21 protein-coding genes are annotated in these 24242 nt (G+C 70.8%); 2 read left to right on the forward strand and 19 right to left on the reverse strand.

The window, feature by feature from the left end; all coding sequences use genetic code 11:
- The first annotated feature begins 46 nt into the window (after positions 1-46).
- The gene (gene pyrF / locus TX83_RS15400) at positions 47-859 is read left to right on the forward strand and encodes an orotidine-5'-phosphate decarboxylase (protein ID WP_064748850.1); all 813 of its coding nucleotides are present in this window, start codon (positions 47-49) and stop codon (positions 857-859) included.
- Here pyrF and TX83_RS15405 read toward each other — a convergent pair.
- The 19 genes from TX83_RS15405 to xerD form a co-directional block, all read right to left on the reverse strand.
- Positions 843-1736 (reverse strand): hypothetical protein, encoded by an 894-nt coding sequence (locus tag TX83_RS15405; RefSeq protein WP_064748851.1) that lies wholly within the window; start codon positions 1734-1736, stop codon positions 843-845. The two genes, pyrF and TX83_RS15405, sit on opposite strands and share 17 nt — an antisense overlap.
- A 159-nt stretch (positions 1737-1895) precedes the next feature.
- A complete protein-coding gene (locus tag TX83_RS15410; protein WP_428992571.1) occupies positions 1896-2807 on the reverse strand; it encodes a glycosyltransferase in 912 nt (303 codons plus the stop codon).
- Entirely contained in the window at positions 2791-3630 is an 840-nt protein-coding gene (locus TX83_RS15415; RefSeq protein WP_064748853.1) for a glycosyltransferase, read from the reverse strand. Before TX83_RS15415 ends, TX83_RS15410 begins: the two co-directional genes overlap by 17 nt.
- A 74-nt stretch (positions 3631-3704) precedes the next feature.
- On the reverse strand, positions 3705-5960 hold the full coding sequence (gene gspD, locus TX83_RS15420) for a type II secretion system secretin GspD (protein ID WP_075575194.1): 2256 nt from the start codon (positions 5958-5960) through the stop codon (positions 3705-3707).
- Positions 5961-5969: 9 nt separating this feature from the next.
- Positions 5970-6794: a hypothetical protein gene (locus TX83_RS15425; protein ID WP_064748854.1), complete on the reverse strand. Its 825-nt coding sequence runs from the start codon at positions 6792-6794 to the stop codon at positions 5970-5972.
- Entirely contained in the window at positions 6784-7455 is a 672-nt protein-coding gene (gene gspM / locus TX83_RS15430) for a type II secretion system protein GspM (protein WP_064748855.1), read from the reverse strand. The genes TX83_RS15425 and gspM overlap by 11 nt, the downstream gene beginning before the upstream one ends.
- The gene (locus tag TX83_RS15435) at positions 7445-8608 is read right to left on the reverse strand and encodes a PilN domain-containing protein (protein WP_064748856.1); all 1164 of its coding nucleotides are present in this window, start codon (positions 8606-8608) and stop codon (positions 7445-7447) included. The genes gspM and TX83_RS15435 overlap by 11 nt, the downstream gene beginning before the upstream one ends.
- The gene (locus TX83_RS15440; RefSeq protein ID WP_064748872.1) at positions 8605-9531 is read right to left on the reverse strand and encodes a general secretion pathway protein GspK; all 927 of its coding nucleotides are present in this window, start codon (positions 9529-9531) and stop codon (positions 8605-8607) included. Before TX83_RS15440 ends, TX83_RS15435 begins: the two co-directional genes overlap by 4 nt.
- Before the next feature lie 59 nt (positions 9532-9590).
- Positions 9591-10268, reverse strand: coding sequence for a prepilin-type N-terminal cleavage/methylation domain-containing protein (locus TX83_RS15445; protein WP_064748857.1), 678 nt, complete (start codon positions 10266-10268; stop codon positions 9591-9593).
- Positions 10265-10720 carry a type II secretion system protein XpsI gene (xpsI, locus tag TX83_RS15450; protein ID WP_064748858.1) on the reverse strand — a complete coding sequence of 152 codons (456 nt, stop codon included), beginning with the start codon at positions 10718-10720 and terminating at the stop codon, positions 10265-10267. Before xpsI ends, TX83_RS15445 begins: the two co-directional genes overlap by 4 nt.
- Positions 10717-11151: a type II secretion system protein XpsH gene (gene xpsH / locus TX83_RS15455; RefSeq protein WP_261370150.1), complete on the reverse strand. Its 435-nt coding sequence runs from the start codon at positions 11149-11151 to the stop codon at positions 10717-10719. Before xpsH ends, xpsI begins: the two co-directional genes overlap by 4 nt.
- A 146-nt stretch (positions 11152-11297) precedes the next feature.
- Positions 11298-11732 (reverse strand): type II secretion system major pseudopilin GspG, encoded by a 435-nt coding sequence (gspG, locus tag TX83_RS15460; RefSeq protein ID WP_064748875.1) that lies wholly within the window; start codon positions 11730-11732, stop codon positions 11298-11300.
- Between the two features lie 215 nt (positions 11733-11947).
- The gene (gene xpsF / locus TX83_RS15465; RefSeq protein ID WP_064748859.1) at positions 11948-13165 is read right to left on the reverse strand and encodes a type II secretion system protein XpsF; all 1218 of its coding nucleotides are present in this window, start codon (positions 13163-13165) and stop codon (positions 11948-11950) included.
- Between the two features lie 112 nt (positions 13166-13277).
- A complete protein-coding gene (gspE, locus tag TX83_RS15470) occupies positions 13278-14993 on the reverse strand; it encodes a type II secretion system ATPase GspE (RefSeq protein WP_064748876.1) in 1716 nt (571 codons plus the stop codon).
- 760 nt (positions 14994-15753) lie between these two features.
- Positions 15754-16284, reverse strand: coding sequence for a hypothetical protein (locus tag TX83_RS15475; RefSeq protein ID WP_064748860.1), 531 nt, complete (start codon positions 16282-16284; stop codon positions 15754-15756).
- Complete coding sequence (locus TX83_RS15480) at positions 16284-16670, reverse strand: hypothetical protein (protein ID WP_064748861.1); 387 nt, start codon at positions 16668-16670, stop codon at positions 16284-16286. Before TX83_RS15480 ends, TX83_RS15475 begins: the two co-directional genes overlap by 1 nt.
- Positions 16671-16783: 113 nt before the next feature.
- Positions 16784-20812, reverse strand: a complete 4029-nt coding sequence (gene purL / locus TX83_RS15485) for a phosphoribosylformylglycinamidine synthase (protein WP_064748862.1) — start codon at positions 20810-20812, stop codon at positions 16784-16786.
- A 218-nt stretch (positions 20813-21030) separates the two neighbouring features.
- Entirely contained in the window at positions 21031-21915 is an 885-nt protein-coding gene (locus TX83_RS15495; protein WP_064748863.1) for a DsbC family protein, read from the reverse strand.
- Positions 21916-22382: 467 nt separating this feature from the next.
- Positions 22383-23324: a site-specific tyrosine recombinase XerD gene (xerD, locus tag TX83_RS15500; protein WP_064748864.1), complete on the reverse strand. Its 942-nt coding sequence runs from the start codon at positions 23322-23324 to the stop codon at positions 22383-22385.
- 123 nt (positions 23325-23447) lie between these two features.
- Between xerD and TX83_RS15505 the strand changes: the two genes are divergently transcribed.
- Positions 23448-23921 carry an RDD family protein gene (locus TX83_RS15505; protein ID WP_064748865.1) on the forward strand — a complete coding sequence of 158 codons (474 nt, stop codon included), beginning with the start codon at positions 23448-23450 and terminating at the stop codon, positions 23919-23921.
- The last annotated feature ends 321 nt before the right edge of the window (positions 23922-24242 follow it).

The raw sequence follows: 24242 nt of genomic DNA on the forward strand, positions 1-24242 counted from the left end.
CGGGTTTTCGTTGTTTGAACTTGCATTGGAATAGGACTTGATCGCCATGAACTTCATGCAGACGTTGCGCAACCGCTGGCAGCAGGCCGGCACCCTGGTCTGCGTGGGGCTGGACCCGGAGCCGACGCGGTTTCCGGCGCGTTTCGCCGGCGACGCCGATGCGGTGTTCGCCTTCAACCGCGACATCGTCGACGCCACCGCCGAATACGCCTGCGCGTTCAAGCCGCAGATCGCCCACTTCGCCGCGCTCGGCGCCGAAGCGGCGCTGAACCGGCTGATCGAACACATCCACGCCGCGCATCCGGGCATTCCGGTGATCCTGGACAGCAAGCGCGGCGACATCGGCAGCACCGCACAGCATTACGCCGCCGAGGCCTTCGACCGGTACCGCGCCGATGCGGTCACCGCCAACCCGTATCTCGGGCGCGATTCGGTGCAGCCCTTCCTCGACCGCGCCGAGCGCGGCGTGGTGGTGCTGTGCCGCACCTCCAACCCCGGCGCCGGCGATCTGCAGGATCTGATCGTCGACGGACGCCCGCTGTACCAGCGCGTCGCCGAGAAGGTCGCGCGCGAGTGGAACGGGCACGGAAATTGCGCGCTGGTGGTCGGCGCGACCTGGCCGGCGCAGTTGCGCGAAGTGCGCGCGATCGTCGGCGAGATGCCGTTCCTGGTGCCCGGCGTCGGCGCCCAGGGCGGCGACGTCGAAGCGGTGGTGAGCAACGCCAAGACCGCCGACGGCAGCGGCCTGATGGTCAGCAGCTCGCGTGCGATCCTGTACGCCTCTTCCGGCGACGACTACGCGGCCGCCGCCGCGGCCGCTGCGCGCGAGCTGCGCGATCAGATCAACCGCTATCGCTGAGCGCTTGCGCGCCGGCGAATTCGTGCAGCCGCCCGTCGCGGTGCACGTACAGCCGCGGCGACAGGTTGTAGGCCGAGGACTGGACGATTTCGCCGGCCACGTCCTGCAATGAGGCCAGGCTGTCGGCGTCCTCGCTGCCGCAGACCATCAGCTCGTCGCGCGCGGCGATCGCGAACACCGGCTCGCCGCGGATCTCCAGGCGGTCGCGCCAGTGTTCGAACAGCAGCACCATGCTGGCGTCGTAGTTGCGGTCCAGGCGCGCGGCGTAGCGGCCGCCGCCGCCCTGCACGTCCAGTTCGGGCAGGAACCGGGTCAGGTTCTCCAGCGCCTGCGCGCGCAGGGCCTGCGCATCCAGGCCGCGGCGTTCGGCCTCGGCCGGCGAGAGATAACTCATCGAATCCGGCGAGTCCTCGACATAGGTCAGCACCAGGTCGCCGGCCAGCGGCTCGACGATGAACGGCATCGCGTTGCGGATGCCCATCGAGCGAGTCTGCTGCAAGGCGATCTCGTGCCAGCCGCGAGTCTTGAGCACCGGCAGGATGGCCGAGCGCGCCGCGTCGCTGCCGCGGCCGATGCCGAGCTGCAGCTCGCGCGCCGAAGCGATCTGATCGGCGAACACCGCTTCCGGCTCGTCCGGCGCATCGAGGTAACGCTGGTAACTGTTGCCGAGGAAATGGGTCGCCTGAAACCCGTCCGGCAGGCGCCAGTCGATTTTGGCGTCGGCCGCGCCGGCGCCGTGCGAGATCGCGACCGTGGCCTCGGGCCAGGCCGCGCGTATCGCCTGCGCGTAGCGTTCGGCGAACGCCACCAGATCCATCGGCTCGGCGCGTTGCGCAGCCTCGCGCCTGCCGCCGAACAGCTTGCTGAACAACGACATGACCTACCCCCTGTGGGCCAGCGTCCCCGGACTATACGGCGCATGTGACAGGCGCAATCGCCGCCGCCGCGGTTTTCCGACTGACGGCACAGGCCGTCGGAGACGCGCGCCGCGGGGCGAGGCCGCGGGCCGGCGCGGCCCGCCCTGCCCGGCCGACGCTCAGCGCAACCAGGCGCGCAAGGCCGCGATCGGGAAGCGCAGCCAGATCGCCGCGAACACCCCGGCGCGCATCGCCGCGCCGCGCCGCGGCGCCTCGAACTTGCAGAAGTAGCGCCACAGCCCGCGGTGCTTGTGCCATTCGACGAAGAACGGCCGCGAACGGCTGGACACGCCGCGCACGTGCACCACGCGCACGCCGTTGGCGACCGCGACCTCGGCGCCGGCCTGGCGCACCCGCCGGCACAGGTCCAGGTCCTCGGCGTGCAGGCGATACCCTTCGTCGAAGCCGCCGATGCGCTCGAACAGCCGGCGCGGCATCAGCATCAAGGCGCCCGAGGTCGCCTCGACCCGCTGCAGTACCGCCGTGTCGTCGGGCGCGATCGCCAGCTTGGGCGCCGCCCACGGGCGCAGCAGGCCGCCGAGCATCGCACCGAAATCGGGATCGCGCCGGCGCACCGCGGCATCGCGCTCGCCGTCTTCGCTGACCAGGTCGGCGCTGACCAGGGCCTCGCCGAGCGAGGCCGCGGCGGCGTGCAGGCGCTGCAAGGTGTCCGGCTCGACCATGCAGTCGGGATTGACGAACGCCACCCAGCCGCAGTGGCTCCCCGGCGGCGGCGGTTCCAGCTCGGCCACGCCCTGATTGCAACCGACCGAGAAGCCGGGATTGTCGGGGTTGGCGATGAAACGCACGCGCGGGTCCAGCGAGGCGTGGCGCTGGACGATCTCCAGGGTGCCGTCGTCGGACTGGTTGTCGACCACCCGGATCGCGCCGACGCCGCGACCGTTGCGCAGCCGGGTCAGGCACTCGTCGATGGTCGCGGCGCTGCGGTAGCTGACCACGACCGCGCCCAATCCGGCCCCCGAGGCGGTTTCGGGGCGGACGGACGGATCGGGCTCAGAGGAAAAAATCACGTTGCGGTTCCGGTGGGCCGATGCGTTCCAGGCGCTCGGCGAGTTGTTCGCGCAGCCCGCGCAGCGGGTCCTGCATGAGGAAATGGGCCAGGCGCGGGTGCCAGTCCGGCCAGCGCGCGGCCAGGGCCTCCATGTCGCCGTCGCAGGGACGGCCTTCGCCGCCGCGCGCGACATAGGCGGTGTCGCACAATACGTTGCGCCACCCCAATCCGGCCAGTCGCAGCGACAGATCGGTCAGCGCCGCGTACCAGGAGCCGTAGCTGGCCGCGTCCAGGCCGCCGGCGCGGCGCCGCGCCTTGCCGCGCAACAGCACCGCATGGCCGACCGCCGCCGGCAGCTCCGGATGCGCCGCCGGCATCTGCGCCAGCGCGCGCGCCAGGCGGTCGGCGTCGTCGCCGTCCGGTTGCGGCGCGATCTCGCCGACGCGCGGCCAGGCCGCGGCTTCGCCGGCGTTGCACCAGGGCGTGGCGGTGGCGATCGCGCCGTCGGCGGCGAAGCAGGCGCTCAGCCGCGTCAGCCAGCCCGGCGCGGGCACGGCGTCGGCCGCGAGCACCGCCACGTCGGCTTCGCCGCAGGCGCCGAGCACTTCGTCCAGATGCGCCACCTCGCCGATGCTGCGCTGGCGCCGGCTGTAGTCGGCACGCAAGGCGGTGCGCGCCAGCCAGCGTTCGACGATGGCGTAGCCGCGCGGCCCGGCCTGGGCATCGTCGGCCAGCCAGACCCGCGCGCCCGGCGGCGTGCACAGGTCCAGCGCGGCCAGGCAGGCGTCGAGCGCGTCGTCGTCGACCCCGACCGGCACCACGACGATGGGCAGTTCTGTCATGCCGCGGTTCTATCACGAACCCGCAGGGTCCCGCAGCCGGTGCGGCCGCGGGGCCGTCACCGGAGGGGCGCCGCTTATTTCTTCTTCGGCTGCAGCGGCTCCATGGCGCGGAAGCGGCGGCTGTACTCGTCGGTCAGCTCGCGCGACTCCATCGGATTGCGGACCAGGGTCGGGGTCAGCAGGATGATGGTTTCGCGGCGGGTGGTCTTGGAGTTCTGCCGGCCGAACAAACCGCCGACCACCGGGATCCGGCTCAACCCCGGCAGCCCCTTGGAGCCGCGGTCGGTCTGGTCGGCGATCAGGCCCGCCAGCAGCACCGTCTCGCCGCTCTGCACCGCCGCCTCGGTCTTGAGCTTCTTGGTGTTGATGACGACGTTGCTGCTGTTGGCGTTGAGCGGATTGCCGGCCGAGCTGACCTCCTGGACGATGTCCAGGAACACCATGCCGTCGCGGCTGACCCGCGGCCGCACCTTGAGGATTACGCCGGTGTCCAGGTACTGCACCTGGCTGTAGGTGTTGTTGTTGCCGGTGCCGGCGTTGACCGACACCGACTCGATCGGGATGCGGGTGCCGACGTTGAGGGTGGCCTCGGCGTTGTTGCGCACGAACACCGACGGGGTCTGCAGGATATGCACGTCGGTGACCTGGTCCAACGCGGTCAGCACCGCCGCGGCGTTGTTCTTGATCAGCGACCAGGCCAGGCCCTCGCCGCTCTTGCCGCCGATGCTGCCGGCGATCGTGCTCCACTTCGACGGCACCAGCGGATTGGTGCGGCGGTTGAGGTCGCCGAAGCCGTTGTCGATGGTGGCGCGCTCGAGGAACCACTGCACGCCGTACTCCAGGCCGTTGTTGAGCTCGACCTCGGCGACCTGGGCCTCGATGTGCACCTGCATCGGCATGACGTCGAGCTTGTCGATCACGTCGCGGATCGACTTCCAGGCCTGCGGGCTGCTGCGCACCAGGATCGAATTGGTTTCCTCGACCGCGGCCACGCCGACCTTGGCGCCGTCGACTTCCAGCGTCACCGCGCCGTTGCCGGCCTGGCGCGAGCCCAGCGACATGCCGCTGCCCAGGCCGCCACCGCTGCTGCCGCCGCTGGAACCGCCATCGCTGGAGCTCTTGCCGATGTCGGCGGTGGAGCCGCCGTCGCCGTCGCGCAGCTCGACCGACTCCAGCCCCGGCATCAGCGAGGGCGCGCCGTCGCCGCCGCCACCGCCGCCGCTGCGGCCGGCGCCGTACACCTCGGCCAAGCGGTCGGCGAGATCCTTGGCCTTGATGTACTTGAGTTCGCGCGTGTACAGCTGGACGTTGTCGCCGGCGCTGTCGATCCGGTCCAGCCAGTCCTTGATGTCGTCCAGGTAGTCGGCCTGCGGGGTGATCACCATCACCGCGTTGGCGCCTTCCAGCGGCATGAAGCGGAACATGCCCGAGACCGGCGATTTGCTCTGCTCGCCGAACACCTTCTCCAGGTCGGCCACCACCCTGGTGGCCTTGCCCGACTGCAGCGGGAACACGCCCACCGACATGCCCGACAGCCAGTCGACGTCGAACACCTCGACCGTGCGCAGGTAGTTCTCGAGTTCGGCGCGGGTGCCGCCGACGGTGATGACGTTGCGCGAATTGTCGACGTTGACGATCGCGTTCGGCCGCGCGTAGGGCTTGAGGATCTTCTCCATCTCGGTGGCCGAGATGAACTTCAGCGGCACGGTGCGCACCTCGAAGCCGCGCGCGGCGGCCGGCGAGGCGGTGCTGGGCGCGACGTTGCCGGCCAGGGCCTGGTCGGAGGGCACGATGTTGTAGCGGCCGCCGGTGTAGACCAGCCGCGCGTTGTTCCAGCTCAGCACCATCTCCAGCAGGTTCAGCGCTTCCGAGGCGCTGACCGGCTTGGGCGTGGCCAGGGTCACGGTGCCCTGCACGCCCGGCGCGATGACGTAGTTCTGCCCGAGCATGTCGCCGAGGATGGCCTTGGCCACCGCGTGCACCGACTCGCCTTCGAAGTTGAAGGTGGCGCTGCCGCTGGTCGCGCCCAGCCCTGGCGGCGGCGCCGAAGCGGCGCGCCGGTTGATGGTCTGGCCGGTGCCGCGGCGGATCTGCGCCTGCGGTCCCTCCTCGTCGGCCTTGGCCTCCAGCGGCTGCTGGACCACGCCGTCGCGGGTGACGCGCACGCCGCTGTCGGCGGCGGACTCGCCGGCCTGGTTGCCGCGCAAGGCGGACGGATCGCCGTCGCGATGCACGCGCGGCGACACCACGCTGGCGCACGAGGCCAATTGCGTGGCGATGATCGCCGCGACCAGGGCATTGCTGGCGTATTGCTGGGGACGTAGCTTCATGCGTTCACTCTACGGCGTGTTGGCCGGGGGTTGAGCGGCTTGCTGCTGCCGCAGTTGCGCGCGTCGCGCCTCGATCCGCTTGCGGATGGCTTCCATTTGCGCCTGCTCGGTCAGCGGCGCGGCGTTGCTGGCTTCGTTCGGCGCCGCCTCGGCCGGTTTGACCGGCTGCGGCGGCGGCACCTGCGACACGCTGCGATTGGGCGGCTGCGGCTGGGGTTGCGGCACCGGCTGCGGCGGTTGCGGCGGCGGGATCGGCCGGCCCGGCTGCGGCACCGCGCCCGGCACGCTGCCCGGCGTGGGCCCGGCGACCTGGGTCGGCGGTTCGCCGCCCTGGCCGTTGAACACGCGCAGGTCCAGTTCGCGCCGCCCCTCGGGGCCCTCGAACACCGCCCGCCGCGGTTCCAGCGACGTCAGCCGCCAGGCAGGGTGCGATTCGGGCACTTCGCCGAGCTTGACCCGCACCGATTCGCTGCCGTCGGCCGGTTGCAGGAAGGCCATCGACAGCTGCGGAGTGATCAGCACGCTGGTCAGCAGGTAGTCGAACGCGGCGGCCTGGTTCTCGCCTTCGCCCTTGCCCTGCATGAAGAACGGCTTCGGCCGGCGGTCGTCGACGAACAACGGCCGCGCCGCGATCTCGCTGTACTTGGCCAGCGGGCCGAGCGAATCGGCAGCGCTCTTGCCCGATTGCGGCAGCGGCTTGATCAGGGTCGGGTCTTCGTCGAGCTGAGCCACGCTGCGGCCCATGCCGGCCAAGGCCAGCACCCAGGACAACAGCGCCCAGCCGGCCACGGTGGCCAACAACCAGGTGCGCGGGCTGGCGTCGTCAAGGCGCATCGGCGTCCCCCGCAGCGGTGTTGGTGGCGGCGGAGGCAGCGCCTGCCGTGCCCGGGCCCGGACGCAGGTAACCGTACAGGTCGAAACTCACGTCGAGGCCGCCGTCGTTGGCCGGGCCGGCGGTGCCGGGCACGAAGTAGCCGCGGGTGGAGAGCAGGTTGAGGTTGCCGACGAACAGCCGGGGCGACCCGCTTTCCAGCGAATGCAGCACCGCCGCGGTCTCCGGCGCGCCGCAGCGCAGGCGCACCTGCACCACCACCCGCGCGTAGCGGTCGCGGCGCGGCTCGGCCAGCGGCGAGCGGTTGACGATGCCGCAGCTGCGGTTGCCCGGGCTGGCCTGCAACACCACGGTTTCCAAGCGCTGGACCAGGCCGGCGGTGGCCAGCTCGGCGGTGGCCTCGGGCAGGAAGCCAGGGCGGTCGGCCTGGCGCTTGCGCACCTCGTCCAGGCGGTTGCGGATCTGCGGCGCCTGCCGCAGCTCCATGCGCTGGCGCAGTTCGCGCTGCTGCAGGTCGGACAGTTCGTCGCCGGCTTCCATCATCGGCACCGTCCACCAGGGGTGGATCAGCACCGCATAGGCGACCGCGAGCGTCGCCAGCAGCAGGCCCAGGGCCAGCCAGCGTTCGCGGTCCGCGCCGAGGGATCGCCAGTTACGGGCCACGCGCGGCCTCCGGGTTTTGCGGTTTGGGCGGGCCGATCTCGGCGGTCAGGGTGAAGCGGTCGCGATTGGTCGCCGGGTCCGGTTGCACCGCGCCGGTCAGCGCCGGCGAACGCCACAGCGGCGTGCCCTGCAGCTTGCCGATCAGCGCCGAGGCTTCGCCGCTGAGGCCGATCATCAGCAGGCTCTCGTCTTCGATCGCGAGTTTTTCCAGATAAGTGCCGTCGGGCAAGCGGCGGCTGAGTTCGTCGATCACCTCGACGGTGCTGGGCCGCGCTTTGCGGGTACGGTCGAGGAAGGCCTGGCCCTGGATCAGGTCGACCAGTTCCTGGCGCTGGATCGCGGCCTGGCGCGCACCGGCGGCGTTGCGGGAAATGGTCTGCTTGAGGTCGGCGATCGCTTCGCGGCGGTTCTCCAGCACCTGCCACAGAGCCGCGGCCAGGGCCAGCACGGCGACCGCGGCCAGGGCCAGATTCCAGTAGCGGAACGGATCGCTGCGGGTGCTGCGCTGCGCCGGAGGCAGCAGATTGACCCCGAGCGGTGCGCCGTCGGCGCCGGCGACTTCGATCCCCGACAGGGTCGACGCCAGCGGGCCGATCGCGGCCAGCTGCGGGTCCAGCACCTGGCGCGGCACCGCGACCAGTTCGGCGTCGAGCTGGCCGTCGGCGTCGCGGCGCGCCAGCACGCGCGCGTCGTAGGCCACCGCATCGGCGGTGAAAGGCGTTTGCCGGTCGATCTCGAAGCCGACCACGTCGCGCAAGCGCTCGGCGGCGGCGGCCGGCAGGTTCAGGCGGCGGCGCAGACTGGACGCCGGCGGCAACAACAGCCAGCGCGGCAGCTCGGCCACGCGCGGCGGCAGCAACGGTTCCAACGGATCGGACGCGGCCGCTGCGGTCAGGTCGGCCAGGCTCGGCAGCACCGCCAGGTCGCGCACTTCGCCGGCCTGTTGCAGGCGCAGATGCACGCTGTCGCCGTCGACCTGCAGCAACAGACGGCCGCGGTCGACGCCGAGCGCCTGACGGGTCCGCAACGGCAGCCACGACGCCAGCGTGCGCCCCCACCAAGAGAAAAAGCCGCCCGCACCCGGCGCGAACCGGGCGCTGAGACGTCGCAACCGGTCATTGCCCGACCGACCCTCGGCAACCTGCGCATTCATCGTGACGAAGCTCCCTCCTCCCAACGCAGCGGCGTGTAGGCCATGCCGGGCATGGAACCTCCCCCCGCCCGCACGACCGCTCGCAACACCGCTTCGCGGCCATCCGCTAGCCGGGCGCGGCTGTCGATACTATAGGTGCCGCTGCGTTCGCCGACGAGACCGGGAAGATCTCCGCCGCCGGTGCCGCCGGGCAATTGTGATCCGGGCTGCGTTCTGCGCCGTTGCTCGACGATTTGTGTGCCATTCATGCCGATAGCATCGAGCACTTCCTTGGACGCGAACGCAGGTTCGGGCCGCGTGCGGCCGCTGTAAACCGTGACATGCGGCTCGATCTTTTCGTACAGCGCCGGCGTGAAGCCCAGCACCTGTTCGAGTTCGGCCACGCTTTCGAACTCCGCATCCTTGGCGCCGTAAGGACGACCGGCCGAGGCGTAGTCGGCGTCTTCGGCGCCGCCGGCCGGCTGGGTCAGGGTATCGGCATCGCGCCAATCCATGATCGCCGCGGCCAGGCGCGCGGCCTCGGCCTGCTCCAGTCCGCCGGCGCTCTGCATCAGTCCGGCCAGCACGGTGGCGTCGCCCTGGTTGAGGTCGACCTTGCCGTTCTCATCGACGATGCCGATCTCCAGCTGCGCGTCGCCGAAACGCCAACGATGCGGGCGGCCGTCGGGCTGCCACTGCAGCTTGGGGTCGTTCATCGCGACCCGGGTCATGGCGTACTCCAGGCCGGCGCGCGCTGCGTTCTGTGCCACCAGGCCGCGCACCATCACCCGTCCTTGCAGGTTCTCGGTGCGGGCGGTGAGGGCGAAGGCGCCGATCAACGCGGTCAGCAGCGCGATCAGCCACAGCACCAACAGCAGCGCCGCCCCACGCGAGCGTCCAGGCGCGGTTGCCGGATCGCGGCGCTCGCCGGCGCAAGCCGGCAGCGGCGCCGCGCGTCGCGCGATGCCTTGCGTTGTCGTCCCGATCGCTCGCGCCGTCCTCATCACAACTCCGGCACGAAGCCGCCGCTGGCGGTGGCCAACGGCAGCGACACGATCAGCGGCGGCCAGCGGCGGCCGTCGCGATCGACGAAGGTCGCCTCGACGAACAGCGGCAGTTGCTCCGGCGTGGTCCAGCGCTCCTGCCATTCGCCGAGTTCGCCGCGCTGCGGGTCGATCGAACGGTAACGGAAGCGTGCCGACTTCAGTCCGTCGACCAGCAACTCCGGCGGGCGCGGCTGCGGGTCCTTGATGGTCTCGCCGGCCAGCACCATCGACAGCGACAGCACCATGCGCGCCTGGTCGCCGTCGCTCTCGATCGCGAAATCGTGCAGATACGGCCCGCCCTGGCCGAGGTAGTCCGGCAGGTCGGCGACGAAGCGCAGACGGTCGGGCTCGCCGACGAAGCGCTGCGGCACCGCCGTGCTCTGGTCGAAGGCGAACGGGATCGGACGGGTCGCGGCGATGCGCTTGCGCAGGAACCCGACCACGGCGCGCTCGCGTTCGCTGCGCTGGGCCAGGGACTCGCCGCGCGCGGCGGTCTTGGTCGCCGCCGACAAGGTGGCGAAGGCCAGGGTCAGCCCGGCCACCAGCAACACCATCGCCAGCAGCACTTCGATCAGGGTGAAGCCGCGCGCAGCGGCGCGCGGCGCAAGGCGCGGGCGGACGACGGCGCCGTTCATGGCGAAATCTCGTTGGACGGCGGCGCGCTGCGCAGGCTGCGCAGCATCAACCGCCGGCCGGAACCGCCGTCGCCCCACTCCACCGCCAACTGCACTTCCATCAGCCGCAGCGCGTTGGGATCGATCGGCTGGGTCGAGGCCGGCGCCGGATCGCGCCATGGCTTCACTCCCAGCGTCCAGCGGTAACGCCCTTGTTCGAAATCGCCGCTGCGCTGGCCCGGCTTGAGCGCCTGGCCGACCCCGACCTGGTCCATCAGCGACTGCGCGTACATCGCCGCGCGCCCGGCATCGTTGGACCAGCGCACTTGGCGGGCGGCGCCGGACAGGGTGCCGAGCAACAGGGTCAAGGCCATGGCGAGCAGAGCGAAAGCGACGATCACTTCCAACAGGGTATAGCCGCGCGTTCGCGCGGGCCGCGACAGCAGGGCGCGCGTTCGCCGCGACCGGCTCATCGCCGCGCCTCGCTGCGCTTGAGCTTGACCTCGCCGGTCAGCCAGGCGACATCGACGTTCCACGCCGCTTGCTCGACCGCCAACTGCACCCGGCCGCCGGTGGAGGCGCCGTCGGCGAAGAACACGATCGCGCCCTCGCCGCGGCGCGGCTGCACTTCGCGCGCGCCGGTGAACACGATCCGCACTTTCTTCGGAATCTCGCCGCGGCGACCGCTCGGCGCGCTCCAGGTGTGCGCGGAGGGGTCGAGGGTGAATTTCTGCGGCCGCCCGGTGGCGATCGCCTGACTGCGGGTGAAGCGCAACTGCGCGGCGACTTCCTTGGCCGCGCTACGCAACTGCATGCCGGCTACGCCGCCGGTGAGCGCGGCCACGGTCAGCACGCCGATCGCGGCGATCAGCGCGATCACCAGCAGCATCTCCAGCAAGGACATGCCGCGCGAAGTCCGGCGCACCGTGGCCGCACCCGGCGTGCGCTGAGTCCGCCCGGCGCGGCCGGGGGCGCTGCGCGCCGCGGCCCCGTTCCCGCGCCCTCCGGCGCGGGAAGGGCTATGCCGCAGGCGCGTCATGAGCGCTGGACTCAGTTGTTCTTGATGTCGGCGTCGACGCTGCTGCCGCCGGCCTTGCCGTCCTTGCCGTAGCTGACCAAATCGTAGGGACCGCTCTCGCCCGGCTGGCGGTACTCGATCGGATGGCCCCACGGGTCCTTGAGTTCGGCATCCTTGGCGTAGGGGCCGAGCCACCCATTGGCGTCGGCCGGCTGCTTGACCAGTTCTTCCAGCGAGCCCGGCAGGCGACCGGTGTCCATCTGGAACGAATCGACCTTGCCGGCCAGGGTCTGGATCTGGCCCTTGGCCAGGTTGTAGTCGCCGCGGTCCTTGCCGCCGAGCACGCGGTTGCCGACGAAGGCGAGCACCGCACCGATCAGCACGATCACGATGATGATCTCGATCAGGCTCATGCCGCGCTGGCGGGCCGGGGACGGGGAGCGGGTCATCGAACGGGGATTGCGCATTTCGATCGTCATCCGTAGGTGGTGGTAGCTGAATAAAACGCGGAGCCGGCCTGGGTATCAAACGCGCCGGCAGCGGCCGCGGGGTCGAGCCGGCGGTCTGGGCCGCCCTGGAGTGTGTTCCGCGTGGATTTGCAAAGTTCGGCGCTCGCCGGCATCGGTACAGCCGGCGTTCAACCAGGCGGCGGCGGATGGCAGGGGCGAGAGGCGGTTCATGCTCACCCGATCGCGTTGGTCAGGTCGTACAGCGGCAGCAGCACCGCCATGACCACGGTGGCGACGATGCCGGCCAGCACCACCGTCACCACCGGCACCAGCGCCGCCAGCATTCGGTCCAGGGCCATGCCGGTGTCCTGCTCGAAGGTTTCGGCGGTCTTGATCAGCATCGAATCCAGCGCGCCGGACTCCTCGCCGACCTGGATCATCTGCAGGGCCAGGCGCGGGAAGCGCTTGCCCTTGCCGAGCGCGGTCGACAAGGCCACGCCGTTCTTGACCTCTTCGCCGGCCGCGTCGACGTCGGCGGCGAGCACGCGGTTGTCGAGCACGTTGCGGCCGATGCCGATCGCGGTCATCAGCGGCACGCCGTTGCGCACCAAGGTGCCCAGCGTGCGCGCCAGGCGCGCGGTCTCGATCTTGCCGATCAGCGGGCCGACGAACTTGCGCTTGAGCAGCCAGGCGTCGAGCGCCTCGCGGAACGCGGGGTCGCGGCGCTTGCGGTCGAACCACCACAAGGCCAGCGCCGGCGCGACGATCAGCACGATCCACCAGTCGCGCACGAACAGGCCCAGCGCCAGCACCACCTGGGTGAACATCGGCAGCTCGGCGTCCAGGCTCTCGTACATCGCGCCGAACTGCGGCACCACGTAGCCGAGCAGGAACAGCAGGCTGGCGCCGACCATCAGCAGCAGGATCGCCGGATAGATCAGCGCGTTGATCACCCGCCCCTGCAACTGGCGGCTGCGTTCCAGGTAATCGTCGAGGCGGGCCAGGGTCTCGTGCAGATTGCCGCCGGCCTCGCCGGCACGGACCATGTTGATGTACAGGCGCGAAAACGTGCCGTGCTGGCGTTCCAGCGCCACCGACAACGAAGTGCCGCCGCGCACCGCGTCGCGAATGTCGGCGACGGTGCTCTTGGCCGCCTCGTCCTCGGGCAGATCGAGCAAGATGGTCAGCGCCCGGTCCAGCGGCTGGCCGGCGCCGAGCAGGGTCGACAGCTGCTGGGTGAACTGCACCAGCCGCGCGCCGGTGAACGGCTTGGGTTTGAACAAGCCCTTCCACGACGAAGCCGCGCCCGCCTCCGAAGCCAGCTTCGCCTCGACCGGCAAATGCCCCTGCTCCTGCAGGCGCTGCACCACCTCGCCGTTGCTCGCGGCCTCCATCTGGCCGTCGAGCAGCTCGCCGCGCGCGTTCAGGGCTTTGTAGTGGTAGAGGGGCATGGAGGCCGGGATTGGAGATTAGGGATTAGGGATCAGTAAAAGCGGGAGGGGTCGAAGACGATCGAGTCGGGTGGATCCGCTTTGCGAATCCCCAATCCCCAATCCCGAACGATCAGCCATCTTCGGTAACACGCAACACTTCCTCGATTGTGGTCTGGCCGGCCAGAGCCTTGACGATGCCGTCCTCGTACATGGTGCGCATGCCGGCCTGGCGGGCGATCTGTTCGATCTCGCCCATGCCGGCATGGCGCATCACCGCGCGGCGCAGTTCGTCGTTCATGACCAGGAACTCCATGATCGTGGTGCGGCCGAGGTAGCCCGACGGCGCCAGCGCCGAGCCGCGCGGGCGGTACAGGAAGATCTCGCCTTCGGGCTGGTAACGGCGCAGGCCGAATTTGTCGATTTCCTCCGGCGAGGCCGGGTACTTCTCGGCATGGGTCGGCTCCAGCCGGCGCACCAGGCGCTGGGCGAGGATGCCGTTGATGGTCGAAGTCAGCAGGTAGTCCTCGACCCCCATGTCGAGCAGGCGGGTGATGCCGCCGGCGGCGTTGTTGGTGTGCAGCGTCGACAGCACCAGGTGACCGGTCAGCGCCGACTGGATCGCGATCCGGCAGGTCTCCAGGTCGCGCATTTCGCCGATCATGATGATGTCCGGGTCCTGGCGGACGATCGAACGCAGCGCATGGGCGAAGTCCAGGCCGATCTGCGGCTTGGCCTGGATCTGGTTGATGCCTTCGATCTGGTACTCGACCGGGTCCTCGACGGTGATGATCTTGACGTCGCTGGTGTTGAGCTTGCTCAGCGCGGTGTACAGGGTGGTGGTCTTGCCCGAACCGGTCGGGCCGGTGACCAGCATGATCCCGTGCGGCAGGTCCAGCACCTTCTGGAACTGCGGCAGGAACTCGTCGGTGAAACCGAGCTTGTAGAAGTCGAACACCACCGTTTCGCGGTCGAGCAGTCGCATCACCACCGACTCGCCGTGCGCGGTCGGCACGGTGCTGACGCGCAGGTCGAGTTCCTTGCCCTGCACCCGCAGCATGATCCGGCCGTCCTGCGGCAGGCGGCGCTCGGCGATGTTGAGCTTGGCCATGATCTTGATGCGGCTGATCACCGCCGCGGTCAGGTTGGCCGGCGGGCTTTCGCCCTCGGCCAGCACGCCGTCGATGCGGTAACGCACCTTGAGCCGATTCTCGAACGGCTCGATATGGATGTCCGAAGCGCGCAGCTCGACCGCACGCTGGATCACCAGGTTCACCAGGCGGATCACCGGCGCTTCCGAAGCCAGGTCGCGCAGATGTTCGACATCGTCCAGATCGCCGGCGCCTTCGCCCTCGGCGGTCTCGACGATCGCGCCCATGGCGCTGCGGCCCTGGCCGTACCAGCGCTCGACCAGATCGCCGACCTCCGAGCGCAAGCCGACCAGCGGCCGGATCTCGCGGCCGGTGGCCAGGCGCAGGGCGTCGACCTGATAGGCGTCCTGCGGGTCGGCCATCAGCACGTCGACCCGCGCCTCGCTCTCGGCGACCGGGCAGACGGCGAACTGTTTCATGAATTTCGGCGTCAGGCTGACCCCTTCCGGCGGCAGCTCGGGCGCGTCCTTGACGTTGACCAAGGGCAGGCCGAGCACCGCGGCCACGGTCTCGGCGTGGTCGCGCTCGGACACCAGGCCGAGCCGGGCCAGCAAGGCCAGCAGGCTGCCGCCGGTCTCTTCCTGCAAGCGCCGCGCCCGCGCCAGATCCGGCTCCTTGAGCCGCCCCTTGGCGAGCAGCGCATCGACGATGCGCGCATCGACCGCGGCCTGACCGTCTTCGGCCACGCCGTCCGCGATCCCGCCGGCGCCCGCGCCGGCACTGTTCACTACTGCGTTCACGTCACCCTCCTGCGCGTGAACCCTGGACTTTAGCAGTTTCGCTCATGGTCTCTACCAGACCGCGCGCGACCGCTCCGGTTCCTTGCCGGCGTGTCCGGCCGCGCGTTCGCACAGAGTGTGCGAGAGTTGTCGCACGTATTCGGATTCAGGCGGCCAAGCACGATCGGACTGCTCGGATCATCACACTTCACAGGCCCTCCGCGCCGGACAAACCGGCCGTCGACAGCGGATTCATGCTACGCCCTTTCGGACGCTCGAATCCGGGCCTGCGTTGCGTGCCGTACCGTCGCCGTCCGGGCCGGCCGACTTCGCGCGCAGGCCGGCGATCGCCGCAGCGCCGCATCGCGCAAGCCGGGCGCGGGCATCGGCCGGGACCCGGCGGCGACCCTGTGCGTTGCCGGCTCGGCGGCGCCGGGGACGGGGACGGGCATCGGAGCCGCCCCCACTGGGAAAAGGCTCGCTCAACCAGAACGCCGCACGTCTTCGCAGGCTGCGGGCGGTCGCGATTCAAAGGCCGGCCCTGCCCGCGGGGGATCGGTGAGGAAACCCAAGGCCGCGTGAGCCATGCGGCGACGGCGCTCGCGGTCAGTCCGGCTCGTCGCCGTCTCCGGTCGACCCGGCGGTCATGTCGATCGCCTGCGGCGGCGCATCTTCGGGGTCCGCAGGCCGCGGGTTCCATCGAGCCTGCGATGACCGATGCGGGCGCCGCCGGAACGGCTCAAGCGCCGGCATCGCTGCCCTCGCGCTTCGACGGAAACAACAGCCGCTGAAAGAACAGATCCATTTCCGGATAGCCGCCCGTGTCGCCCAGCAGGAACTCTTGCCGCATGTGTTCCAGCAAGCGCCCGGCCCCGCCCACATCGGCCAGCAACGCCTCCATCCGTGCAGCCTCGCCCGCGAACACGGTCATGTCGGCGTCTGCGACGCAGCCGAACGCCGCATCGGCGCCCGTCATTCGATACGCCAGCGAATACGCCCGCGGCCGCGCCATGAACTCACGATAGTCTTCCCACGCGAAGGGCAGCGCGCACACCTCCGCAAGCCCCGCATCGGCGAAGCCATCGCCGGCCACAAGCAGCGCTACGCGGTCGCCGAAGCGCTTCGATGCCGCCCTGAAGAACCATTCCGGCATGCGCGTGCGGTCGTAGGCGTTCCTTTCGAACGCGACCGCGATCCAACTGCGATCCCGGAATGGGAAATCGGAATGGGCGCGCTCGGAAAAGACACTGGCGAATGCCTGGTCGAACATCAGATCCCGCGCTCCGGAACGTCCCGAACGACGATGGGCGGACCGCTCGGCCCGTCCGCTGCGCTTGTGCCGAGCGCCGCAGCGCGCGCGGGCCGCAACCAAGTGAAACGCCGCGCCTCCACACACACCGCGTCGCCGGACTGAATGCACAGATCCAACCACACGGCCCCGTCCGATCGCGTGACCGGGCCGGCCATCTCCTGCACCGATCCGCTGACGCCCCAGGGCAGCTCCCGGTTCACGGTCGGTCTGCGCAGCCCCTCGGCGAGCAAGGCCGCCGGCGACGAGCCGCAGTCGAGAAAACGAATCGTCGCCGTCGCGCCGCCCCGGTCCACTTCGATTGCGCTCAGCGTCCAGTCGTGCGCAGACTCGGGTGGGCCCTGCATGCAGCCGCCTCTTTCGACAACGGTGTATTCGGCCTATCGATCATGTCGCCGTACAACGAAGACGGGCGCCTTGCAGGGCGCCCGTCTTGGCGTGCATCGATGCGGTACGGGTCTCAGCCCACCCACACCCGCGCGTTGCGGAACATCCGCAGCCACGGCGAGTCGCCGCTCCAGTCCTTCGGCGCCCAGCTGAAGTTGGCGCTGCGCAGGGTGCGCTCGGGGTGCGGCATCAGGATGGTGGCGCGGCCGTCGGCGCTGGTCAGGCCGGCGATGCCGTCGGGCGAGCCGTTGGGGTTGAGCGGGTAACGGTCGGCGACGCGGCCGTCGCCGTCGACGTAGCGCAGCGCGACGTTGGCCGCGGCCTGGTCCAGGCCGCTGGCGAAGTCGGCGCGGCCTTCGCCGTGCGCGACCGCGACCGGGATGCGCGAGCCCGCCATGCCGCGCAGGAACAGCGACGGCGACTCGACCACTTCCAGCAGGCCCAGGCGCGCTTCGAACTGCTCGCTGCGGTTGCGCAGGAACACCGGCCAGTGCTCGGCGCCGGGCACGATCGGCTTGAGCTGGGCGAGCATCTGGCAGCCGTTGCAGACGCCGAGCGAGAAGCTGTCTTCGCGGGCGAAGAAAGCGGCGAAGGCGTCGCGCAGCGCGCTGCGCTCGAGGATGCTGGTGGCCCAGCCGCGGCCTGCGCCGAGCACGTCGCCGTAGCTGAAACCGCCGCAGGCGGCGAAGCCCTTGAAGTCTTCGAGCCGGAAGCGGCCGGCGATCAGGTCGCTCATGTGCACGTCGTAGGCTTCGAAGCCGGCCTGGTGGAACGCCGCCGCCATTTCGATCTGGCCGTTGACGCCCTGCTCGCGCAGGATCGCGACCTTGGGCCGCGCGCCGCCGATGTGAACGGCATGGGAGACGAACGGCGCGGCGATATCGTCGTTGGCGTCGAAGCCCAGCTTCGGCTTCAGCCCCGGGGCGTTGAAGTCGCGCGCGATCGCGCGCTCCTCGTCGGCGCAGTCGGGGTTGTCGCGCAATTTCTGCAGCGCGTGACTGGTCGACCACCAAGCGTCGAACAATTCTTCCCAGCGCCACTCGACCAGCACCTTGCCGTCCTCCTTGACCCGCACCGAAGCGGCGGTGGTCGGCTTGGCGATGCGCTGGGCGCAGTCGATCAGGCCGTGGCGGGCGATGAGGTCGGCGAACTCGGCGCGGTCCTCGTCGTGGATCTGCACGATCGCGCCCAGCTCTTCGTTGAACAGGGTGCGGAACGGATCTTCGCCCCAGCCGTCGAGGCTGATGTCCAGGCCCAGGCGCGAGCAGAACGCCATTTCGGCCAGGGTGGCGAAGGCGCCGCCGTCGCTGCGGTCGTGGTAAGCCAGCAGCAGGCCGGCCTCGCGCGCGTCGCGGATCAGCTCGAAGAAATCGCGCAGGCGCTGCGGACTGTCGAGGTCCGGCACGCCGGTGTCGAAGCGCGCGCCCTCGCCGGGCAGGCCGGCGAACGCGGGCAGTCCGTCGGCCGCGCCGGCCTCCGGATGCACCTGGGCCAGCACCGAACCGCCGAGGCGCTGCTTGCCCGCGCCCAGGCCGATCAGCCACAGCTCGGTCTCGGCCTCGCGCGACAGCAGCGGAGTCAGCTGCTGGCGCACGTCGACCACCGGCGCGAACGCGCTGACGATCAGCGACACCGGCGACACCGACTTATGGGATTGGGGATTGGAGATTCGGGATTCGGCATCGGTCGCCGGGGAATCGCTCTTGCCAATCCCCAATCCCGAATCCCGAATCCCGTCGCTCCATTGCGCCTGCATCGACAGCGAATCCTTGCCGACCGGGATGCTCAACTCGAGCTCCGGGCACAGCTCCAGGCCGACCGCCTTGACCGCGTCGAACAGCAACGCGTCTTCGCCCGGATGCGAGGCCGCGGCCATCCAGTTCGCCGACAGCTTGATCCGGTTCAGCGATTCCACCGGCGCCGCGCACAGGTTGGTGATCGCTTCGCCGACCGCCATGCGCGCCGCCGCGGCCGCGTCGAGCAGGGCCAGCGGGGTGCGCTCGCCGATCGCCATCGCTTCGCCCACAAAGCCGTCGAAACCGCTCAGGGTGATCGCGCAGTCGGCCAGCGGCAGCTGCCAGGGGCCGATCATCTGGTCGCGCGCGACCAGGCCGCCGACGGTGCGGTCGCCGATGGTGACCAGGAAGTTCTTCGCCGCCACGGTCGGGTGCGCGAGCACGCGCAAGCCGGCCTGGTGCAGGTCCAGCCCGTCCCAGTCCAGCGCCGGCCACGGCGCTGCGGCCGGATGGCGGGTGTCGCGGTGCATCTTCGGCGGCTTGCCGAACAGCACGTCCATCGGCAGATCGATCGGCCAGTCCGCCGCGGGCTCGGCACCGTCGCCGTACACCGACTCGACGGTAGCGCCGTAGCCGACCACCAGCCGCTCTTCGGCGGTGGCGTAGCCGACCACCGCGAACGGGCAACGCTCGCGCTCGCAGATCGCGGCGAAGTCGGCCACGCGATCGGCCGGCAGGCCGAGCACGTAACGCTCCTGCGATTCGTTGCACCACAGCTGCATCGGCGACAACGAGGGGTCGTCGCTGGGCACCTTGGCCAGGTCGATCACGCCGCCCAGGCCGGAGTCGTGCAGCAGTTCGGGAATGGCGTTGGACAGACCGCCGGCGCCGACGTCGTGAGCGCTGTCGATCGGGTTGGCCTCGCCCAGCGCGACGCAGCGGTCGATCACCTCCTGGCAGCGACGCTCCATTTCCGGGTTGTCGCGCTGGACGCTGGCGAAATCCAGTTCCTCCGCGCTGTCGCCGGAGGCGACCGAGCTGGCCGCGCCGCCGCCGAGGCCGATCAGCATCGACGGGCCGCCGAGCACGATGACCGCATGGCCCGGCCTGAGGCCGAGCTTGGCCACCTGGACCCGGTCGATCGCGCCGAGACCGCCGGCGAGCATGATCGGCTTGTCGTAGGCGCGGGCGATCTCGCCCTGGCCCAGTTCGAAGCTGCGGAAGTAGCCGGTCAGGTTCGGCCGGCCGAATTCGTTGTTGAACGCGGCCGCGCCGATCGGGCCGTCGAGCATGATTTCCAGCGCCGGGGCCATGCGCGGATTGAGCGCGCGCGGGCTTTCCCAGGGCTGCGGCAGGGTCGGGATGCGCAGGTGCGAGACGCTGAAACCGCACAGGCCGGCCTTGGGCCGGCCGCCGCGGCCGGTCGCGCCTTCGTCGCGGATCTCGCCGCCGTTGCCGGTGCTGGCGCCGGGGAACGGCGCGATCGCAGTCGGATGATTGTGGGTTTCGACCTTGATGCAGAACGCCGAAGGGATTTCCGCCTCGGCCGCGTAGGCCTGGCTGCCCGGCTGCGGCCGGAACCGGCGCGCGGCATAGCCCTCGACCACCGCCGCGTTGTCGCTGTACGCCGACAGAGTGTTCTCCGGCGTTTGCGCATGGGTGTGCTTGATCATCTTGAACAGCGACAGCGGTTGTTCGCGGCCGTCGACGGTCCAGGAGGCGTTGAAGATCTTGTGCCGGCAGTGCTCGGAATTGGCCTGAGCGAACATCATCAGTTCGACGTCGGCCGGCTCGCGGCCGAGCGCGGCGTAACGCTCGCGCAGGTAGGCGATTTCGTCGTCGGCCAGGGCCAGGCCGAGGCGGGCGTTGGCGGCCTCCAGCCGATCCAGCGGGATGCGTTCCAGTTCGCCGCGCGCCGGCACCGCGAACAGCGCCGCGGCATCGTCGCGTGCGTCCAGCAGCGACTGGGTCATCGGATCGTGCAGGGCCTTGGCCAGCGCCCCCTGGGTGGCGGCATCGGCCGGCCAGCCCAGGAGGTCGTAGCGGGTGCCGCGTTCGACCCGCTTGACCGGCTGCCCGGCGCCGCGCAGCAGCTCGGTGGCCTTGCTGGCCCAGGGCGACAAGGTGCCCAGGCGCGGGGTGACGTAGCGCGAGACCGCGCCGTCGGCGCGCGCGGCGGCCTCAGGCTGCGCCTGCAGGATGCGGCGCAGGGTCGCATCGTCGGGCGCGGCGCCGGCCTCGGGCTCGACCCAATACACGGGCCAGGCATCGAGCAGACGCACATCGGGGTGGATGACTTGCAGGCGGGCTTGAAGCCGATCGCGGCGGAACGAAGACAGGGCCGAAGGGCCCTCGAGGACGATCATGTCCGGGGAACCGTGCAACGCAGGGCCCGGTATTGTAACCAAAACGCCGGCCCGGCTCGGGCGGCTCCAGGCTTCGGCCGGCGTCCGCGGCGGCCGGCCGACCCGGTCGCCCCGCTCCGCACGGGCCTCGCCCGCCCGCCCCGTGCGCCCCTTCCCGCCCCACAAACGACGACGCCGCCCGAAGGCGGCGTCGAGGCGAACGCGGCAGGGCCCGCGGCTTACAGGCCGCCGACCGGCGCGGCGACCGCGGCGGAGGGCTTGGCGCCGGCGGCCGCCGGCTTGCTGTCCGCGGCGATCTTGTCCAGGGTCTGGCGCAGCTGCGCCGGCGGCACGTAGCCGCCGACCTGGACGCCCTCGGCGGTGAGGATCATCGGGGTGCCGGTCAGGCCGGCGCGCTGGCCGACGTTGTACTGCTGGGTGACGGTGTTCTTGCAGTCCTTGCTGGGCACGCTGTGCTCGGCCTTGGCGTCGGTCAGGGCCTTGCGGCGGTCCGCCGCGCACCAGACCGAAACCATCTTCTTGTAGTCCTCGCTGCCGATGCCCATGCGCGGGAACGCCAGGTACTCGACCGCGATGCCCTGGCGGTTGTACTCGGCGATTTCGCTGTGCAGCTTGCGGCAGTAGCCGCACTCGACGTCGGTGAAGATGGTGACGGTGTGCTTGGGGTTGGCCGGGGCGAACACGATGCGCTCGCTGGCCGGGATGGTCTTCAGCAGGTCCTTGCGCATCGCCGCCAGGCTGTCCTCGCTGAGGTTCTTCTTGGCCTGGGTGTCGAACAGCGCGCCGCCCGAGCCGGGCAGGAACAGGTAGCGGCCGTCGTCGCTGATGTAGACCACCTGGCCCTGGGCCAGGGCTTCGCGGAAGCCCGGCATCGGCGCCGCGCCGACCTTGTCGATGGTGATGTTGGGGTTGAGCTGGCGGATCGCCTCGACCGCGCGCGCCTCGGCGCTGCCGGCCTTGACCTCCGGCGCCTTGCCGGTCGGTGCGGCAGCGACGGCATCGGCCTTGGCGGCCGGCTCAGCCTTGGCGGCGGCGCCCTGCGGCGCCTGGGCGCAGGCGGACAGGCTGATCGCGCCGAGCACGGCGAAAATGATGCGCTTCATCCATCGAATCCTTGGTTCAGAGGTCGGGCTTGGACCGCCCGACGGGGAATAGGTTCTGCCGATTGTGGCACGGGCGGCGCCGCGATCGCGGTACCGCGACCGGATCGCCGCGCGAGTGGCGATGCCGGTCGCGGTTTGCGGCGCGGGCCGCCCGTCGCGTGGAGTGTGCGCCGGCCCGGGGCCGCCGGGGTGAATGCGCCGATGTGCGGGGGACAAGGACCGGCGGACGGAAGCCAGGGAGGGAGGGGGGCAAGCCCGCTCGACGCCCGCCGTGACGCGGAGGTGCTGGCGACCTGACCCGACGCGCCCGGCCCGGCACAGGGGCGCCGGGCGTTCGGATCAGCAGGCGGCCGTGCCGCACGCGGCTTCGTTGGGGGTACTCGCGACCTGATCCGATGCGCCCGGCCCGGCGCAGGGGCGCCGGGCGTTCGGATCAGCAGGCGGCCGTGCCGCCTGAGCGCTGATCCTCACCCACGCGGGTGGTGCTTGGCGTGCAGGCGCTTGAGCTGCTCGCGCGCTACCAGGGTGTAGATCTGGGTGGTCGACAGCGAGCTGTGGCCGAGCAGCATCTGCAGCGCGCGCAGGTCGGCGCCACGGTTGAGCAGGTGGGTGGCGAAGCTGTGGCGCAAGGCATGCGGGCTGATCCGCGCCGGATCGATGCCGGCGACGGCAGCGTAGCGCTTGACCAGGTGCCAGAACTCCTGCCGGCTCGGCGCTTCGCCGGAAGCCCCGATGAACAAGGGCGCCAGGGCGCGCTTGCCGGCCAGTCGCGGGCGGGCCTGGCTCAGGTAGCGCTCGAGCCAGTGCTGGGCCTCTTCGCCCAGCGGCACCAGCCGCTCCTTGCTGCCCTTGCCGGTGACCCGCAGCACACCCTGACGCAGATTGACCGCGGTCGCCGGCAGGTTCACCAGTTCGCTGACGCGCAGGCCGGAGGCGTACATCAATTCCAGCATCGCGCGGTCGCGCAGCCCCAGCGGCGCGTCCGTCTCCGGCGCGGCCAGCAAGGCGTCGATCTGGCTTTCCGCCAGCGCCTTGGGCAGCGACCGCGGCAGTTTCGGCGGCTCCAGCAGCGCCGTCGGATCGTCGCTGCGCAGGCCGCGGCGCAGGCGCCAGGCGTAGAACGCGCGCAGCGCCGACAGCAGCCGCGCATTGCTGCGCGGCGAGTAGCCCTCGCGGGTGCGCCAGGCCAGGTACTCGAACAGCGCGGTGCGGTCGGCGCCGGCCAGCCCGCGGCCGTCGCGCCAGCGCGCCAGCCCTTCCAGGTCGCGGCGATAGCTGTGCAACGTCTGCTGCGCCAAGCCGCTCTCGGCCCAGATCGCATCGAGGAACGCGGCGATGTCGGCGTCGTCGCGCTCCTCCAGCGGCGGCAGAGCCATGGCGAGCGTGCGGCGATCGGCGGGCGTGGGCATGGGGGAAGCTTACGGCGAGGGGCGAGTGGAAAGGAGTGAGGCAGCAACTGCAGGGGAACAGCGGTCCCCGCCCGCGCTCACTTCTCACTCCTCTGCGCCGGTTCCTGCACGTATCCTGCCGCGATGACCGCAACCGCCCCCACCGCTGCCCCGCCCCGCCCCGCCGCCCTGCTGCATTGGCGGCTGTTCTCGCTGTTCTACGATTTCTGGCCGGTGCTGGCGCTGTGGATGCTGATCGGCCTGCTGATGGTGCTGGCCTTCACTCTGGCCGGCCACGACACCCACGAGAACATCCGGCCGCTGACCGGCTGGTGGTGGCTGGAGTGGGCGCTGTGCTGGCTGGCCGCCGGCGGTTACGCGACGCTGAGCTGGCGCCGCGGCGGCCAGACCCTGGGCATGCGGCCTTGGCGGCTGCGGGTGATCGGCGCCGACGGTGCGGCCCCAGGCTGGAGGGCGCTGTGGATCCGCTACGCGGTGGGCACGCTCTCGCTGCTGGCCGGCGGGCTCGGCTTCTGGTGGGCGCTGTTCGATCGCGAACGGCTGACTTGGCACGACCGCGCGAGCGGGACGCGGATGGTGCGATTGCCGAAGCGTTAGTTGCGAGGGGGCGTAGGGACCGCGGGCGTTCGACCAGCCCAGGCGGCAGTGCCGCACGCGGCTTCGGGCGGCTATGCATGAGCTGGAGGGTTACGGCCCCGGCCCGGCGCAGCGCGCCGGGCGTTCGCCAAGCCCAGCGAGCAGTGCCGCACGCGGCTTCGGGCGGCTATGCGTGAACTGGAGGGTACGGCCCCGGCCAGGCGCAGCGCGCCGGGCGTTCGACCAGCCCGGGCGGCAGTGCCGCACGCGGCTTCGGGCGGCTATGCATGAACTGGAGGGTACGGCCCCGGCCCGGCGCAGCGCGCCGGGCGTTCGCCAAGC

This window comes from Lysobacter antibioticus HS124, assembly GCF_000336385.2.
GTDB lineage: Bacteria > Pseudomonadota > Gammaproteobacteria > Xanthomonadales > Xanthomonadaceae > Lysobacter > Lysobacter firmicutimachus.

What these genes read in the sequence shown, in the direction of transcription:
- pyrF (WP_064748850.1), top strand. Translation starts at nt 47, where the DNA reads ATGAACTTCATGCAGACGTTGCGCAACCGCTGGCAGCAGGCCGGCACC.
- TX83_RS15405 (WP_064748851.1), bottom strand. Translation starts at nt 1,736, where the DNA reads ATGTCGTTGTTCAGCAAGCTGTTCGGCGGCAGGCGCGAGGCTGCGCAA.
- TX83_RS15415 (WP_064748853.1), bottom strand. Translation starts at nt 3,630, where the DNA reads ATGACAGAACTGCCCATCGTCGTGGTGCCGGTCGGGGTCGACGACGAC.
- gspD (WP_075575194.1), bottom strand. Translation starts at nt 5,960, where the DNA reads ATGAAGCTACGTCCCCAGCAATACGCCAGCAATGCCCTGGTCGCGGCG.
- TX83_RS15425 (WP_064748854.1), bottom strand. Translation starts at nt 6,794, where the DNA reads ATGCGCCTTGACGACGCCAGCCCGCGCACCTGGTTGTTGGCCACCGTG.
- TX83_RS15435 (WP_064748856.1), bottom strand. Translation starts at nt 8,608, where the DNA reads ATGAATGCGCAGGTTGCCGAGGGTCGGTCGGGCAATGACCGGTTGCGA.
- TX83_RS15445 (WP_064748857.1), bottom strand. Translation starts at nt 10,268, where the DNA reads ATGAACGGCGCCGTCGTCCGCCCGCGCCTTGCGCCGCGCGCCGCTGCG.
- xpsI (WP_064748858.1), bottom strand. Translation starts at nt 10,720, where the DNA reads ATGAGCCGGTCGCGGCGAACGCGCGCCCTGCTGTCGCGGCCCGCGCGA.
- xpsH (WP_261370150.1), bottom strand. Translation starts at nt 11,151, where the DNA reads ATGTCCTTGCTGGAGATGCTGCTGGTGATCGCGCTGATCGCCGCGATC.
- gspG (WP_064748875.1), bottom strand. Translation starts at nt 11,732, where the DNA reads ATGCGCAATCCCCGTTCGATGACCCGCTCCCCGTCCCCGGCCCGCCAG.
- xpsF (WP_064748859.1), bottom strand. Translation starts at nt 13,165, where the DNA reads ATGCCCCTCTACCACTACAAAGCCCTGAACGCGCGCGGCGAGCTGCTC.
- TX83_RS15475 (WP_064748860.1), bottom strand. Translation starts at nt 16,284, where the DNA reads ATGTTCGACCAGGCATTCGCCAGTGTCTTTTCCGAGCGCGCCCATTCC.
- TX83_RS15480 (WP_064748861.1), bottom strand. Translation starts at nt 16,670, where the DNA reads ATGCAGGGCCCACCCGAGTCTGCGCACGACTGGACGCTGAGCGCAATC.
- purL (WP_064748862.1), bottom strand. Translation starts at nt 20,812, where the DNA reads ATGATCGTCCTCGAGGGCCCTTCGGCCCTGTCTTCGTTCCGCCGCGAT.
- TX83_RS15495 (WP_064748863.1), bottom strand. Translation starts at nt 21,915, where the DNA reads ATGAAGCGCATCATTTTCGCCGTGCTCGGCGCGATCAGCCTGTCCGCC.
- xerD (WP_064748864.1), bottom strand. Translation starts at nt 23,324, where the DNA reads ATGCCCACGCCCGCCGATCGCCGCACGCTCGCCATGGCTCTGCCGCCG.
- TX83_RS15505 (WP_064748865.1), top strand. Translation starts at nt 23,448, where the DNA reads ATGACCGCAACCGCCCCCACCGCTGCCCCGCCCCGCCCCGCCGCCCTG.